This window comes from Pseudomonas sp. ADAK2 TE3594 (assembly GCF_053628675.1).
Genome location: NZ_JBRJGV010000001.1, coordinates 1,465,430 through 1,480,715 on the forward strand (window position 1 = coordinate 1,465,430; position 15,286 = coordinate 1,480,715).

Annotated in this window: 10 protein-coding genes; 8 read left to right on the forward strand and 2 right to left on the reverse strand. The window is 60.7% G+C overall.

Annotated features, from left to right (window positions below):
- Positions 1 to 59 precede the first annotated feature (59 nt).
- Together AB7M22_RS06765 and AB7M22_RS06770 are read right to left on the reverse strand one after the other, a co-directional pair.
- The gene (locus AB7M22_RS06765; RefSeq protein WP_454185654.1) at positions 60 to 3,338 is read right to left on the reverse strand and encodes a PAS domain S-box protein; all 3,279 of its coding nucleotides are present in this window, start codon (positions 3,336 to 3,338) and stop codon (positions 60 to 62) included.
- A gap of 84 nt (positions 3,339 to 3,422) precedes the next feature.
- On the reverse strand, positions 3,423 to 4,313 hold the full coding sequence (locus tag AB7M22_RS06770; protein WP_008007197.1) for a LysR family transcriptional regulator: 891 nt from the start codon (positions 4,311 to 4,313) through the stop codon (positions 3,423 to 3,425).
- A 158-nt stretch (positions 4,314 to 4,471) separates the two neighbouring features.
- On the opposite strand from AB7M22_RS06770, the gene leuC reads away from it, so the two are divergent.
- From leuC to truA, 8 genes are all read left to right on the forward strand, one after another.
- Positions 4,472 to 5,890: a 3-isopropylmalate dehydratase large subunit gene (leuC, locus tag AB7M22_RS06775; RefSeq protein ID WP_454185655.1), complete on the forward strand. Its 1,419-nt coding sequence runs from the start codon at positions 4,472 to 4,474 to the stop codon at positions 5,888 to 5,890.
- An 11-nt stretch (positions 5,891 to 5,901) separates the two neighbouring features.
- A complete protein-coding gene (gene leuD / locus AB7M22_RS06780; protein WP_454185656.1) occupies positions 5,902 to 6,546 on the forward strand; it encodes a 3-isopropylmalate dehydratase small subunit in 645 nt (214 codons plus the stop codon).
- A gap of 138 nt (positions 6,547 to 6,684) precedes the next feature.
- On the forward strand, positions 6,685 to 7,452 hold the full coding sequence (locus AB7M22_RS06785) for a class I SAM-dependent methyltransferase (RefSeq protein WP_454185657.1): 768 nt from the start codon (positions 6,685 to 6,687) through the stop codon (positions 7,450 to 7,452).
- Positions 7,453 to 7,511: 59 nt separating this feature from the next.
- Positions 7,512 to 8,594 (forward strand): 3-isopropylmalate dehydrogenase, encoded by a 1,083-nt coding sequence (gene leuB, locus AB7M22_RS06790; protein WP_008007203.1) that lies wholly within the window; start codon positions 7,512 to 7,514, stop codon positions 8,592 to 8,594.
- Positions 8,595 to 8,661: 67 nt separating this feature from the next.
- The gene (gene asd / locus AB7M22_RS06795; protein WP_008007205.1) at positions 8,662 to 9,774 is read left to right on the forward strand and encodes an aspartate-semialdehyde dehydrogenase; all 1,113 of its coding nucleotides are present in this window, start codon (positions 8,662 to 8,664) and stop codon (positions 9,772 to 9,774) included.
- 258 nt (positions 9,775 to 10,032) lie between these two features.
- Complete coding sequence (locus AB7M22_RS06800) at positions 10,033 to 11,043, forward strand: aspartate-semialdehyde dehydrogenase (protein WP_454185658.1); 1,011 nt, start codon at positions 10,033 to 10,035, stop codon at positions 11,041 to 11,043.
- A 208-nt stretch (positions 11,044 to 11,251) separates the two neighbouring features.
- On the forward strand, positions 11,252 to 13,948 hold the full coding sequence (locus tag AB7M22_RS06805; RefSeq protein WP_454185659.1) for a FimV/HubP family polar landmark protein: 2,697 nt from the start codon (positions 11,252 to 11,254) through the stop codon (positions 13,946 to 13,948).
- Positions 13,949 to 14,429: 481 nt separating this feature from the next.
- Positions 14,430 to 15,254 (forward strand): tRNA pseudouridine(38-40) synthase TruA, encoded by an 825-nt coding sequence (gene truA, locus AB7M22_RS06810; protein ID WP_454188762.1) that lies wholly within the window; start codon positions 14,430 to 14,432, stop codon positions 15,252 to 15,254.
- Positions 15,255 to 15,286 lie beyond the last annotated feature (32 nt).

Below are 15,286 nucleotides of genomic sequence, written 5' to 3' on the forward strand. Positions count from 1 at the left end.
GTCAGAGCAACAAAAAAGGGCGCCATCCACTGGCGCCCTTTTTTGTGCCTGTGTCCGACTCATTTGAGGAGTTTCTGAAACCCCTCCACCGGCAGCGGCCGGCTGTGCAAGTACCCTTGATACAAATGGCAGCCCAGCCCCTGCAAAAACGCCAGTTGCTCCAGGGTTTCCACCCCTTCGGCGATGACTTCCAGCTCCAGGCTGCGCGCCATGGCGACGATGGCGCGAATGATTTCGGCATCGTTGGGGTCGGTGGTGGCATCGCGGATGAACGACTGGTCGATTTTCAGGGTGTCCACCGGCAGGCGCTTGAGGTAGGTCAGCGAGGAATAACCGGTACCGAAATCGTCCATCGCAAAGCTCACGCCGAGTTTTTTCAGGCGCCGCATTTTGCTGATGGTGTCGTCCAGGTTCTGGATGACGATGCCTTCGGTGATTTCCAGTTTTAGCAACGAGCAGGGCAGGCCGTAGCTGCCGAGGCTGTGTTCGATGCGTTCGACGAAATCGGTCTGGCGGAATTGTCGTGGGCTGATGTTCACGCACAGGCTGAAATCGAGCGGGTCGATCAGGCCTTTGGCGATCAGATGTTTGAAGGCCGCGCAGGCTTCATCGAGGATCCACGTGCCGACTTCCAGAATCAGCCCACTGTCTTCCAGCACCTTGATGAACTCGGTGGGCGATTGCGCACCCAGCTGCGGATGGTGCCAGCGTACCAAGGCTTCGGCGCCGGTAATGCGATTGTCGCGGGCGTCCACCTGAGGTTGGTATTGCACGCTGAACTCACCCCGGGAAAGGGCCAGGCGCAGATCGGTTTCCATGCGCAGGCGTTCACTGGCGGCCTTCTGCATGGTGTTGTGATACATCTGCGTGGTGTTTCGGCCCGAGTCCTTGGCGCGGTAAAGGGCGATATCGGCACGTTTGAGCAGGTCGGTCGGGGTTGAACCGTGGTCGGGGATCAACGCGATGCCGATGCTCGGCGTCACTTGCAGGCGCTGTCCGTCGAGGAACATCGGTTCGGACAGCAGTTCGCGCAAGGTGTCCGCCAATTCCCGGACCTGAACGCTGACGTCGCTGCGCGAGCCTTCCAGACCGCTGAGCAACACCACGAATTCGTCACCGCCCAGGCGCGCGACGGTGTCCTCCATGCGCACGCTGGCTTCAAGGCGCGCAGTGATGATCTTCAGCACCGTATCGCCCACCGGGTGACCGAGGGAGTCGTTGATGTGCTTGAAGTGATCGAGGTCGAGGAACATCAGCGCGCCACGCAGGTTGTGGCGTTTGAGCAGGGCGATCTGCTGGCTCAGGCGATCCATCAACAGGGCGCGGTTGGGCAGGTTGGTCAGCGGGTCGTGGTAGGCCAGGTGACGGATCTGTGCTTCAGCGTTTTTCAGCAAGCTGACGTCCCGGGCGGTCAGCAGCAGGCACGCCGTTTCGTTGAGGGTGATCGGCTCCACCGAGACTTCGACGGTCAGCAACTCGCCGCGTTTGTTGCGCCCGAGCATTTCCTGATGGTGAACCCGGCCCTTGATCTGTAGTTCCGCCAGCAACGCCGAGCGTTGTTTCTCTTCGGCCCAGATGCCCACCTGATACACCGTGCGGCCGACCACTTCATCGGCGCGGTAGCCAGTCAGGCGACAGAAACCGTCGTTAACTTCCAGGTAGCGTCCGGTGTCGCGCTCGGTAATGGTGATGGCGTCGGGGCTTGAGTGGAAGGCCTTGGCGAACTTCTCCTCGCTGGCCTTGAGTGCCGCTTCCGAGCGTTGCTGCTGGGTGATGTCGCGCAGGGTGGTGACGATGCAGGGTTGGTCGCCGACGCTGATCTGCCGGCTCGATATCACGCAGGTCAGGGACTGTCCGTCCTTGTGCTGGACGATGATCGCGACATTGTTCAGGCCCTGTTCGCGGATGACCCGCTCGATCCTTTGCAGGCTTTTCGCCGAGGCATCCCACAGGCCGATTTCGTCGGCGCTGCGGCCAATCACGTCGACGGTGCTCCAGCCGAACGTTTGAGTGAAACTGGAGTTGATCTCGATGAAGTGACCGGTGTCTTGGCGCGTAACGCAGATCGGGTCCGGGCTGACCTGGAACAAGGTGGCGAATTTCTCTTCCGACGCCACCAGTTGCTGTTCGCGCTCCACCTGATCGGTGATGTCCAGCAGCGTGCCGGCCATGCGCAGCGGGTTGCCCTGTTCATCGCGGTAGAGTCTGGCGCGGCTTTCAAGGTAGCGCGAGCTGCCATCCGTTAGCTGCACGCGGTAAGTCAGCTGGTAATTGCCGGCCGGGCCTTCGCGCAGGCTGCGGTAGGCGTCGCGCATGGTGCCGCGTTCTTCGTCGGGCACTCCTTCGAAAAATGCATCGAAGGATTCATGGAAGGGTTTGGGCTCCAGCCCATGCAACTGGGCGGCACGCGCCGAGCCGTAAAGCATGCCGCTGGGAATGTGCCAGTCCCAGGTGCCGAGTTGCGCCGAATCCAGGGCCAGGTCGAGGCGTTCCTGGCTGTCTTTGAGGGCGTGCTCGGCAATTTTACGTTCGGTGGTGTCGAGGAACGTGCTCAGCAGATAAGGCTGACCTTCGAGTTCGACCTTTTGCGCGCTGAGGATGCCGTCGTGAACCTGCCCATTGCTGGCGCGAAACTGTACCTCCATGTTGATAAGCTCGCCTTTGGCCTTGGTGGCCTTGACCAGTTGCACCCGTTGCTCCGGGTTGACCCAAAGGCCCAGTTCCAGCGTTGTTCGGCCGATGGCGTCTTGCACCGGCCAGCCGAACAGGCTTTCGAAATACTGGTTGGCTTCGCTGATCAGGCCATCCTCCTGACGGGTCAGCAGGACCATGTTCGGGCACAGGTGAAACAGCGTGGCGAAGCGTTTTTCCGAGCTGCTCAGCGCCTGTTCGCGCTGGCGCTGATGGGTGATTTCACGAATGACCCCGATCATGCGCGGCCGGCCGTTCTTGTCCGGCAGCAGGCTTCCATTGATTTCCAGCCAATGCAGACTGCCGTCGGGCCAGCGGATGCGGTGGTGCATGGCCTGTTCCAGCGGAGCGCCGGCAATCACTGCATTGAAGGCGCGGATGGCTTTCGCCCGATCCTCCTGGGGCAGCAGGTCGAGGTATTCCAGGTCCTCGGGCAACGGTTGCCGGGGATCGAAGCCGAACAACGCCTGAGTCCCCCGGGACCAACTGATTTGCCCCCGCTCGATGTCCCAATACCAGGCGCCGAGCCGAGCGCCGTTGAGGGCCGCCAGCAACTGCGGGGCGCTTTCCCAGCTCTGCTCGGACCGTTTGGGGTCAAGTGCCTGAATTCGCGGCATCGGCGGCATACGTTCAACAGATTTGGGCATGGATAACAGGCCTTGGGCTGAATTGGGCGTTAGGCACAGGGTTTTGGGGCTCTATAGGCGTAGCACAAAAAGAAGAAGCACAGCTTAGCCGCGAGTCCCTGGCTGATCGATTTGTGCATCCAGCAGGGCCATGAAGGCCCGTGCCGCGTTCGACAGCGTCCGTTCGGTGTGCAGGATATAGCCTAGCTGGCGAGTGAGCTGTATGCCCGGCAAAGGTATGCGCGCCACTTGATCGTCCAGCATGGTGCGCGGCAAAACGCTCCAGGCGAGGCCGATCGAGACCATCATTTTTATGGTTTCCAGATAATTCGTGCTCATGGCGATGTTCGGCGTCAGGCCCTGGGCCTCGAACAGGCGCTGCACGATGTGGTGGGTAAAGGTGTTGCCACCGGGGAAAACCGCGGGGTGCAGGGCAATATCCGCCAGGCTGACCGGACCGTTAGCGATCAGCGAATGCTCCGGGGCGACCACGAAATCCAGCGGGTCGTCCCACACGGGCGTGGCCTTGACCAGTGCGTGGGGCTCCGGTGCAAGAGTGATTACCGCCAGTTCGGCGCGGCCATGGAGGATTTCTTCGTAAGCCACTTCCGAATCGAGGAACTGAATATCCAGCGCCACTTGTGGGTAACGTCGAGTGAACTCCCTTAATAAGGGCGGTAAACGGTGCAGGCCAATGTGATGACTGGTGGCCAATGTCAGACGACCGGTGACTTCGCCGGTCAGGTTGGTCAGGGCGCGGCGGGTGTCATCCAGCACATTGAGAATCTGATAGGCCCGTGGCAGCAGGGCGCGACCGGCTTCGGTCAGGCTGACTTCCCGGCCCAGACGATCGAACAGCCGTACCTTCAATTGCTGCTCCAGCCCGGCGATGCGCTTGCTAATGGCGGGTTGCGTCAGGTGTAGCCGTTCGCCAGCGCCGGAGAAGCTTCCGGTCTCGGCAATCGCGATAAAAGCATTGAGGTTGGCGAGGTCCATGATGATGTCTCGGTGGCATTCCAGTTGGTTATGCAAAGCATGAAAAATATGAATTTGAGTTATTTAATGTAACCCCCTAGGATCGACCTCACAAGCCAAAGGGTTATTGAAACTTTCAAAATCCGGGGCATAGAAACAAGCTGATGAGGAACCGTCTGATGGCCGGCAAAACGCTCTACGACAAGCTCTGGGATTCGCATTTGGTCAAGCAGCGCGACGATGGCTCGGCGCTGATCTATATCGATCGTCACATCATCCACGAAGTGACTTCGCCGCAAGCCTTCGAAGGCCTGCGTCTGGCCGGGCGCAAGCCTTGGCGCATCGATGCCAATATCGCGACCCCGGACCACAACGTTCCGACTACTCCGGAGCGCAAGGGCGGCATCGATGCGATTGTCGACCAGGTCTCGCGTTTGCAGGTTCAGACCCTCGACGATAACTGCGACGAATACGGCATCGTCGAATTCAAGATGAATGATGTCCGCCAAGGCATCGTCCACGTCATCGGCCCGGAGCAGGGCGCAACCTTGCCGGGCATGACCGTGGTTTGCGGCGACTCCCATACCTCGACCCACGGCGCGTTCGGTGCCTTGGCTCACGGTATCGGCACTTCCGAGGTCGAGCACGTGCTCGCCACGCAGTGCCTGGTCGCGAAAAAGATGAAGAACATGCTGGTATCGGTCGAAGGCCAATTGCCGTTCGGCGTGACCGCCAAGGACATCGTCCTCGCCGTGATCGGCAAAATCGGCACCGCCGGCGGTAACGGCCATGCCATCGAATTCGCCGGTAGCGCGATTCGCGATCTGTCGGTCGAAGGCCGCATGACTATCTGCAACATGTCCATCGAGGCCGGCGCTCGCGTTGGCCTGGTGGCGGCTGACGAAAAAACCGTGGCTTACGTGAAGGGCCGTCCATTTGCTCCGAAAGGCGCGGAATGGGATTTGGCTGTCGAGGCCTGGAAAGACCTGGTTTCCGACGCGGATGCCAAGTTCGACACCATCGTCGAGCTCGATGCCACTCAGATCAAGCCGCAAGTCAGCTGGGGCACCTCGCCAGAGATGGTCTTGGCGGTGGATCAAAATGTTCCCGATCCTGCGAAGGAAATGGACCTGGTCAAGCGTGGCTCCATCGAACGCGCCTTGAAATACATGGGTTTGACCGCCAATCAGGCGATCACCGACATTCAGCTGGACCGCGTATTCATTGGCTCCTGCACCAACTCGCGGATCGAAGACCTGCGCGCCGCTGCCGTGATCGCCAAGGGCCGCAAAGTGGCTTCGACCATCAAGCAGGCCATCGTGGTGCCGGGTTCGGGGCTGGTGAAGGCTCAGGCCGAATCCGAAGGCCTGGACAAGATTTTCCTCGAAGCTGGTTTCGAATGGCGCGAGCCGGGGTGCTCGATGTGCCTGGCGATGAACCCGGACCGTTTGGAGTCGGGCGAGCATTGCGCCTCGACCTCCAACCGTAACTTCGAAGGCCGTCAGGGCGCCGGTGGCCGTACGCACCTCGTCAGCCCGGCCATGGCCGCCGCCGCCGCTGTGAACGGTCGTTTCGTCGACGTCCGTGAATTGATCTAAAGGAGCGCAGCATGAAAGCTTTTACCCAGCACACTGGTCTTGTTGCGCCTTTGGATCGTGCCAACGTCGACACCGACCAGATTATTCCGAAGCAGTTCTTGAAGTCGATCAAGCGCACCGGTTTCGGCCCGAACCTGTTCGATGAGTGGCGTTACCTGGATGTCGGGCAGCCGTATCAGGACAACTCCAAGCGCCCGTTGAACAAGGACTTCGTCCTTAACGCCGAGCGTTATCAGGGCGCCAGCGTGTTGCTGGCCCGCGAAAACTTCGGTTGCGGCTCCAGCCGCGAGCACGCGCCCTGGGCGCTGGAAGAGTACGGTTTCCGCAGCATCATCGCGCCGAGCTATGCCGACATCTTCTTTAACAACAGCTTCAAGAACGGCTTGCTGCCGATCATCCTGAGCGACGCTGAGGTTGATGAACTGTTCCAGCAGGTTGAGGCGACTCCGGGCTATCGGTTGCAGGTTGATCTGCAGGCTCAGACCGTGACCCGTCCGGATGGCAAGGTGTTGAGCTTTGAGATTGACGCGTTCCGCAAGCACTGCCTGCTCAATGGCCTGGACGACATCGGCCTGACCTTGCAGGACCACGAGGCGATTGCCACGTTTGAAGCCAAACATCGTGCGAGCCAGCCATGGTTGTTTCGCGACGCGTGATTTTGCGTAAGGCTCGATGACGCCTTCGCGGGCAAGCCTCGCTCCTACGGTTGAAATGCATTCCCCTGTAGGAGCGAGGCTTGCCCGCGAAGAGGCCCGCACAGACACCACAAGACTCACTCCCAAAAGGAAGTCCCCATGACCAGCACCACCCAGCACAGTCAGGTAGTACAAAAGCAATTCGGTGAACAGGCCTCGGCCTATCTGAGCAGCGCCGTACACGCTCAAGGCACTGAGTTCGCGCTGCTACAGGCTGAACTGGCGGGGCAGGGCGATGCTCGCGTGCTCGACCTCGGTTGCGGTGCCGGTCATGTGAGTTTTCATGTGGCTTCGCTGGTCAAGGAAGTGGTGGCTTACGATTTGTCTCAGCAGATGCTCGACGTGGTGGCCGCGGCAGCCGTCGATCGCGGCTTGAGCAATGTGTCCACCGTGCTCGGTGCCGCCGAGCGCCTGCCGTTCGCCGATGGCGAGTTCGATTTCGTTTTCAGCCGCTATTCGGCGCACCATTGGGGCGACCTCGGGCTGGCCCTGCGCGAAGTTCGTCGGGTGCTGAAGCCGGGCGGGGTGGCGGCGTTCATCGATGTGTTGTCACCAGGCAGCCCGTTGTTCGACACTTACCTGCAAAGCGTCGAAGTGCTGCGCGACACCAGCCACGTGCGCGATTATTCTGCTGGCGAGTGGCTGCGTCAGGTCAGCGAAGCGGGGTTGCACACCCGCAGCACCACGCGCCAACGGCTGCGCCTTGAATACACGTCCTGGGTCGAGCGCATGCGCACGCCGCAGGTGATGCGCGCGGCAATCCGCGAGTTGCAGCAATCGATGGGCAGTGAAGTTCGCGAATATTTTGAGATTGAGGCCGATGGTTCGTTCAGTACAGATGTACTCGTGCTGATGGCTGAACGATAAGCGCCAAGACTTTTTCCGGGTGCGCCCGCGGGCGCGCCGACTGATGACATGAGGAAAGCATGAGCAAGCAGATTCTGATTCTCCCGGGTGACGGTATTGGCCCGGAAATCATGGCCGAAGCAGTCAAGGTGCTGGAGCTGGCGAACGACAAGTACAGCCTGGGCTTCGAACTGAGTCATGACGTGATCGGTGGCGCTGCCATCGACAAGCACGGCGTGCCGCTGGCTGATGAAACCCTGGCCCGTGCCCGCGCCGCCGATGCGGTATTGCTGGGTGCCGTGGGCGGTCCGAAATGGGACACCATCGAACGTGACATCCGCCCTGAGCGCGGTCTGCTGAAAATCCGTGCGCAACTGGGTCTGTTCGGTAACCTGCGCCCGGCGATCCTGTACCCGCAATTGGCCGAGGCTTCCAGCCTGAAGGCGGAAATCGTGGCCGGCCTGGACATCCTGATCGTCCGTGAGCTGACCGGCGGCATCTACTTCGGCGCGCCACGTGGCGTGCGCGAGCTGGAAAACGGCGAGCGTCAGGCCTACGACACCTTGCCGTACAGCGAAACTGAAATCCGCCGTATCGCCCGTGTCGGTTTCGACATGGCCCGCGTACGCGGCAAGAAGCTGTGCTCGGTGGACAAGGCCAACGTTCTGGCGTCCAGCCAACTGTGGCGTGAAGTCGTCGAGCAAGTGGCCAAGGACTACCCGGACGTCGAACTGAGCCACATGTACGTCGACAACGCCGCCATGCAACTGGTGCGTGCACCGAAGCAGTTCGACGTGATCGTCACCGACAACCTGTTCGGCGACATTCTTTCCGACGAAGCGTCGATGCTCACCGGCTCCATCGGCATGCTGCCGTCGGCGTCGCTGGATGCCAACAACAAAGGCATGTACGAGCCGTGCCACGGTTCGGCGCCAGACATCGCTGGCAAAGGCATTGCCAACCCGTTGGCGACCATTTTGTCGGTGTCGATGATGCTGCGTTACAGCTTCAATCTGCAGGATGCGGCCGATGCTATCGAGAAGGCCGTGAGCCTGGTATTGGATCAGGGCTTGCGCACGGGCGACATCTGGTCGGCCGGTTGCACCAAGGTCGGTACGCAGGAAATGGGCGATGCAGTAGTCGCCGCGCTGCGGAATCTGTAATCTCTTTGGCCCGCTGCAACTTTCAACCATGAAAGCAGCGGCCCACTTTTAAGAAGGTGTAGTTGCGATGAAACGTGTAGGTCTGATCGGTTGGCGCGGTATGGTCGGTTCCGTGCTCATGCAGCGGATGCTGGAAGAGCAGGATTTCGATCTTATTGAGCCGGTGTTTTTCACCACTTCCAATGTCGGTGGCCAAGGCCCGTCCGTGGGCAAGGACATTGCTCCGCTCAAGGACGCTTACAGCATTGAAGAGCTGAAAACCCTCGACGTGATTCTGACCTGCCAGGGTGGCGACTACACCAGCGAAGTCTTCCCGAAACTGCGCGAAGCCGGCTGGCAGGGGTACTGGATCGACGCCGCTTCCAGCCTGCGCATGCAGGATGACGCGGTGATCGTGCTGGACCCGGTGAACCGCAAGGTCATCGACCAGCAGCTCGACGCGGGCACCAAGAACTACATCGGCGGCAACTGCACCGTCAGCCTGATGCTGATGGGCCTGGGCGGCCTGTTTGAAGCCGGTCTGGTCGAGTGGATGAGCGCCATGACTTATCAGGCGGCCTCCGGTGGCGGCGCGCAGCACATGCGTGAACTGATCAAGCAAATGGGTGTGACCCACACCGCTGTCGCCGATCAACTGGCCGACCCGGCCAGCGCCATCCTCGACATCGACCGCCGTGTTGCCGAAGCCATGCGCAGCGACGCGTACCCGACTGAAAACTTCGGTGTACCGCTGGCCGGCAGCCTGATCCCGTGGATCGACAAGGAACTGCCGAACGGTCAGAGCCGCGAAGAGTGGAAGGCCCAGGCCGAGACCAACAAGATCCTCGGTCGCTTCAAGAGCCCGATCCCGGTGGACGGCATCTGCGTGCGCGTCGGCGCCATGCGTTGCCACAGCCAGGCGCTGACCATCAAGCTGAACAAAGACGTGCCGATCGCCGACATCGAAGGGCTGATCAGCCAGCACAACCCTTGGGTCAAACTGGTGCCGAACAACCGTGAGATCAGCATGCAGGAGCTGAGCCCTACAAAGGTTACCGGTACCCTGAACGTGCCGGTTGGCCGTCTGCGCAAGCTGAACATGGGTTCGCAGTTCGTCGGTGCCTTCACCGTCGGCGACCAACTGCTGTGGGGCGCGGCCGAACCGCTGCGTCGCATGCTGCGGATTCTGCTTGAGCGTTGATCTGTTGAAGTAATGAAGAACCCGCGCCTTGAAAGAGGTGCGGGTTTTTTTTTGGAGTTGTGCCGTCTGTCAGGGCCTCTTCGCGGGCAAGCCTCGCTCCTACAGGACCGAGTCGATGATGGGTTCGACACTCACCTTGTAGGAGCGAGGCTTGCCCGCGAAGAGGCCGGTACACCCACCACAAATCCCCTGTCGAATTGCCTCACTGCCAACCACCCGGTAAAGTGCCGCTCCCCCCGTTCCGCCAGAGGTAGAACCATGAGCCAGTCCTTTGATATTGCCGTGATCGGCGCCACCGGTACTGTCGGCGAAACACTCGTCCAGATTCTCGAAGAGCGGGACTTTCCGGTCGGTAACCTGCACCTGTTGGCGAGCAGTGAATCGGCCGGTCATTCGGTGCCGTTTCGCGGCAAGAACGTGCGGGTGCGGGAAGTCGATGAGTTCGATTTCAGCAAAGTCCAGTTGGTGTTCTTTGCCGCCGGTCCGGCGGTGACCCTCAGTTTCGCTCCGCGTGCCACGGCCGCCGGTTGCTCGCTGATCGACCTGTCCGGCGCCTTGCCGGCCGATCAGGCGCCGCAAGTGGTGCCTGAGGCCAACGCTGAAATTCTGGCCAGCCTGAAAAAGCCCTTCCAGGTCAGCAGCCCAAGCCCTTCGGCTGCGACGCTGGCGGTGGTGCTGGCGCCGTTGCTCGGTTTGCTCGACCTGCAACGCATCAGCTTGACGGCATGTCTGGCGGTCTCTGCCCAAGGTCGCGAAGCGGTCACCGAGCTGGCCCGGCAAACCGCCGAGCTGCTCAATGTGCGCCCGCTGGAGCCAGCGTTTTTCGATCGGCAGATGGCGTTCAACCTGCTGGCGCAAGTCGGTACACCTGATGCTCAAGGTCATACGTTGCTGGAAAAACGCCTGGTGCGCGAACTGCGTCAGGTCATGGCGCTACCTTCATTAAAGATTTCCGTCACTTGCATTCAAGCTCCGGTGTTTTTTGGCGATAGCTTTAGCGTGACCTTGCAGTCGTCGAGCGCTGTCGATCTGGTGAAAGTCAACGCGGCTCTGGAGGCAGCGCCCGGTATCGAACTGGTCGAGGCGGGCGATTACCCGACCCCGGTAGGCGATGCGGTAGGGCAGGACGTGGTTTACGTTGGTCGGGTTCGTAGCGGGATCGACGACCCGGCGGAACTAAATGTGTGGCTGACGTCAGATAACGTACGCAAAGGCGCCGCGCTCAATGCTGTGCAGGTGGCTGAATTGTTGATAAAAGACCTGCTGTAAAAGATACTTGGCAACAATTTATCGAATGATTCCCGTCGAGCGTCATGCTCGGCCGGAATGCTTAAGGTGAGCCACCCCGCAGGGCTTCCCATTGCATGAATGAAATGATCGCGCGCGACGACCCTTCGCCGCCGCGCGCAATGCCTTACGGCAGCGGCAATCAACACCTTCTCGCTGGCCGAGGAATGTTCAAACAAAGGAAGAGGTTATGGTTCAAGTTCGCAAACTGGTGTTAGCAATAGCGGCCGCCTCGGCGCTGTCCTCCGGTATGGCGCATGCCCTCGGGCTCGGGGAATTGACCCTGAAATCGACGCTGAACCAGCCTCTGGTAGCAGAAATCGAGTTGCTCGACGTCAAGGACCTCACGGCTGCCGAAGTGGTGCCGAGCCTGGCCTCGCCCGAAGATTTCGCCAAGGCCGGTGTCGATCGTCAGGCGTTTCTCAATGACCTGACCTTCACCCCCGTGCTTAACGCCAGCGGCAAAAGCATCCTGCGCATCACGTCCAGCAAACCGCTGTCCGAACCGATGGTGAAATTCCTGGTTCAGGTGATGTGGCCCAACGGTCGTTTGCTACGCGATTACAGCGTGCTGCTCGATCCGTCCAAATTCTCGCCGCAAACCGCCGATGCGGCCGCGCAACCGGCGCCATCCCAAATAGTGACCGCGCCAGTCACCGGCGCCACCACGCCGTCGCAACACACCACCACGCCGCGCGATACCCTGTGGGAAATCGCCGCGAAGGCGCGTAATGGCGGTTCGATCCAGCAGACCATGCTGGCCATCCAGGCGATGAATCCGGATGCGTTCATCGACGGCAACATTAACCGACTGAAAACCGGTCAGGTGCTGCGCCTGCCTGATCAGGTGCAGAGCACCAACCTGCCACAACCCAAGGCCGTCGCTGAGGTCGCCGCGCAGAACACCGCTTGGCGTCAGGGGCGTCGCTACGTGGCGAAACCGGGGACAGGTCAGCAGCAACTCGACGCCACCAAACGCGCTCGCGGTGAAGGTGCTTCGTCGCAAGCCGCCACAGACAAACTGAGCCTGGTCTCCGCCGACACCGGCAACGGTGGCAAAGGTGCCGCTGGTGATGCGAAAGAGTTGAGCAACAAACTGGCCGTCACCCAGGAAAGCCTCGACACTACTCGTCGTGACAACGCTGAACTGAAAAGCCGCATGAGCGATCTGCAAAGTCAGCTGGACAAGCTGCAACGCCTGATCGAACTGAAGAACAACCAATTGGCCAAGTTGCAGGCCGAAGGCGGCGCGGACGCACCGGCGGCGGCTACGACCGCTCCGGCGATGTCGGCTGAGCTGGCGGCCAGTCCTGCGGCAGCGCCTGCGGATGCGGCTCCGGCTCCGGCTCCGGCTCCGGCGCCTGCACCTGCACCAGAGGCTGCTGCACCGGAAGCCGTTCCGGCGCCAGCCGTCGAGCCAACACCTGCGACATCCGATGATCAGAAATTCGATGAGCTGCTGACCAACCCGATCCTGTTGGGTCTGGTGGGTGGCGGTGCGGTGGTGCTGCTGCTCTTGCTGCTGTTGCTGGCCCGTCGCCGCAAAGCCCAGCAAGAGGCCGAGAAGCATCTGCGCATGGCCCGTGCCTTGGCGGAGGAGCAAGAGTTCTCCGCCGACCAGGACCTGCCGGAAAGCAGCTTCGAAGGTCTGGAAGTTCCGCCGCCGAGCGTGAAACTTGCGACCGCACCAACACCTGCGCCCGCGCCGGCCCCGGTGATTACTCCAGTTGTGGTAACGCCGCCGATCGCTGCGCCACTGGTATCGCGTGCCGCCGAGCGTTCCGAGCGTTCCGACGACGTACTGGCTCAGGTGCAGTCGCACATTGTGGGCGGTCGTCTGAATCAGGCCGCTGCATTGCTGGAAGACGCTATCAAGCAAGAGCCGCAACGCAGTGACCTGCGCTTGAAGTTGATGGAAGTCTACGGTCAGCAGGGCGACCGCGATGCGTTCGTCGCTCAGGAGCGTCAGCTGGTGGCCAACGGCGATAACTTCGCCCGGGTTGAAGAATTGAAAAGCCGCTTCCCGGCCATGGCTGTTGTGGCGGCTAGCGGTTTGGCCGCCGCCGCCATCGCCGCTGAGCTGGATGCGCAGTACGTCAAGGACCTGTTGCTGGACGAACCGCAAGCCCCGGAACCGGCATTGTCCGACTTCGACAGCGCCTTCGATCTGAGCCTGGACGATCTGGAGGCGGCTACTCCAATCTCGCCTGCTGTTGCGGCAGTGCCAGAGCCAGCACCAGAGTCAACACCAGCACCAGAAGCTCTGGCTGAGCTGGACGAATTCCCGCTGGACGACGATCTGAGCTTTGAGTCGGTGTTGCAGCAACAGACTGAAATCAAGGAAAACCTCGACGATCTGTCGGACTTCGACCTGGACATGGATCTGGGCGGCGACGCCTCGCCGGCAACCCTGGCCGAAGATGACTTCCTGCTGAGTCTGGATGAGGATCTCAAGGACTTGCCTGTTGCTGAAGCACCAACCGTGACAGAGGTACCGCTTGACGACTTGGAGCTGCCGGCGGACTTCGATCTGTCGCTGGCCGATGAAATGGACGCCGCCCCGGATCAGCTTGACGCCCTCGAAAGCGATCAGCCTGATGCCTTCGAAAGTGAACTCAACGACGTCAACGCTGAGCTGGATCGTCTGTCCCAGAGTTTAGGTGAACCTAGCTTCACCGCCGAAGACGCGTTGGCCTCCGCGGCTGATGAGCCGGACTTCGATTTCCTCTCCGGCACCGACGAAGTCGCCACCAAACTCGACCTGGCCCAGGCCTACATCGACATGGGCGACAACGACGGCGCTCGGGACATCCTCAATGAGGTGGTAACCGAGGGCGATGCGGGTCAAAAGAGCGAAGCCAAGGAAATGCTGTCGCGTCTGGCGTGAGTCATCGGTAAGGCATAAACAAAACGGCAGCCCAACGAGGTTGCCGTTTTTGTTTGGGCGGGGATGCGATGGCGTCTGTTGGATCGCCTTCGCGGGCAAGCCTCGCTCCTACATTGATCGGAGTTGTTCGCATCATTTGTGCCTGGCACCCATTCCCCTGTAGGAGCGAGGCTTGCCCGCGAAGAGGCCGACACATTCAACCCAACTGTCGGCAGTTACACCGCCATCGCGAGCAGGCTCGCTCCCACATTTGATCGGGGATGTCCGCATCATTTGTGTCTGTCACCCATTCCCCTGTGGGAGCGAGCCTGCTCGCGATGAGGGCATCCCGTTCAATATCAAGGCCGACATTGCACCGGTCGGGTAGGGCACGAAGATCATGTGGCTCTGGCATCCCCGCCCGGCGGCCTTATAATGCCTGCCTTTGCGCAGATCAGCAGGCTGTCACCCCTTGGCAAATATAGATAATCCGGCCGCCGAAATGGCAGCCGACGGCTTTTTCCGGATCGCGTTGGGCGTTGAATACAAAGGTTCGCGTTATCGCGGCTGGCAGCGTCAGGCCTCCGGTGTGCTCACGGTGCAGGAAACCCTCGAAAAGGCCTTGTCCAAAGTCGCCGACTCACCCGTGTCGCTGCTCTGCGCCGGGCGCACTGATGCCGGTGTGCATGCTTGCGGTCAGGTGGTGCATTTCGATACCCAGGTCGAGCGTTCAATGAAGGCCTGGGTCATGGGCGCCAATATCAACTTGCCCCATGACGTCAGCGTCAGTTGGGCCAAAGTCATGCCGGCGCATTTTCATGCGCGGTTCAAGGCCATCGCCCGGCGCTATCGCTATGTGATCTACAACGATCAGATCCGTCCGGCGCACCTGAACGATGAAATTACCTGGAACCACCGCCCGCTGGACGTCGAGCGCATGTCCGAGGCTGCTCAGTATCTGGTTGGTACCCACGACTTCAGCGCATTCCGCGCCGGTCAGTGCCAGGCCAAGTCGCCGATCAAGGAGCTGCATCACCTGCGCGTCACGCGCCATGGCAAAATGATCGTGCTCGATATCCGCGCCAGCGCGTTCCTGCATCACATGGTGCGCAACATCGCCGGGGTGCTGATGACCATCGGCGCCGGCGAGCGTCCCGTGGAGTGGATGAAGGAAGTCCTGGAAAGTCGTGTCCGTCGTTCCGGCGGGGTGACGGCCCATCCGTTTGGCCTGTACCTGGTTCAGGTCGAGTACCGCGACGAGTTCGAGCTCCCCGAGCGTTACATCGGCCCACACTTCCTCACCGGTTTCTCGGAACTTGACGGCTGACGCCCTCGAACGCTTTTGTTACCATCCGGGAC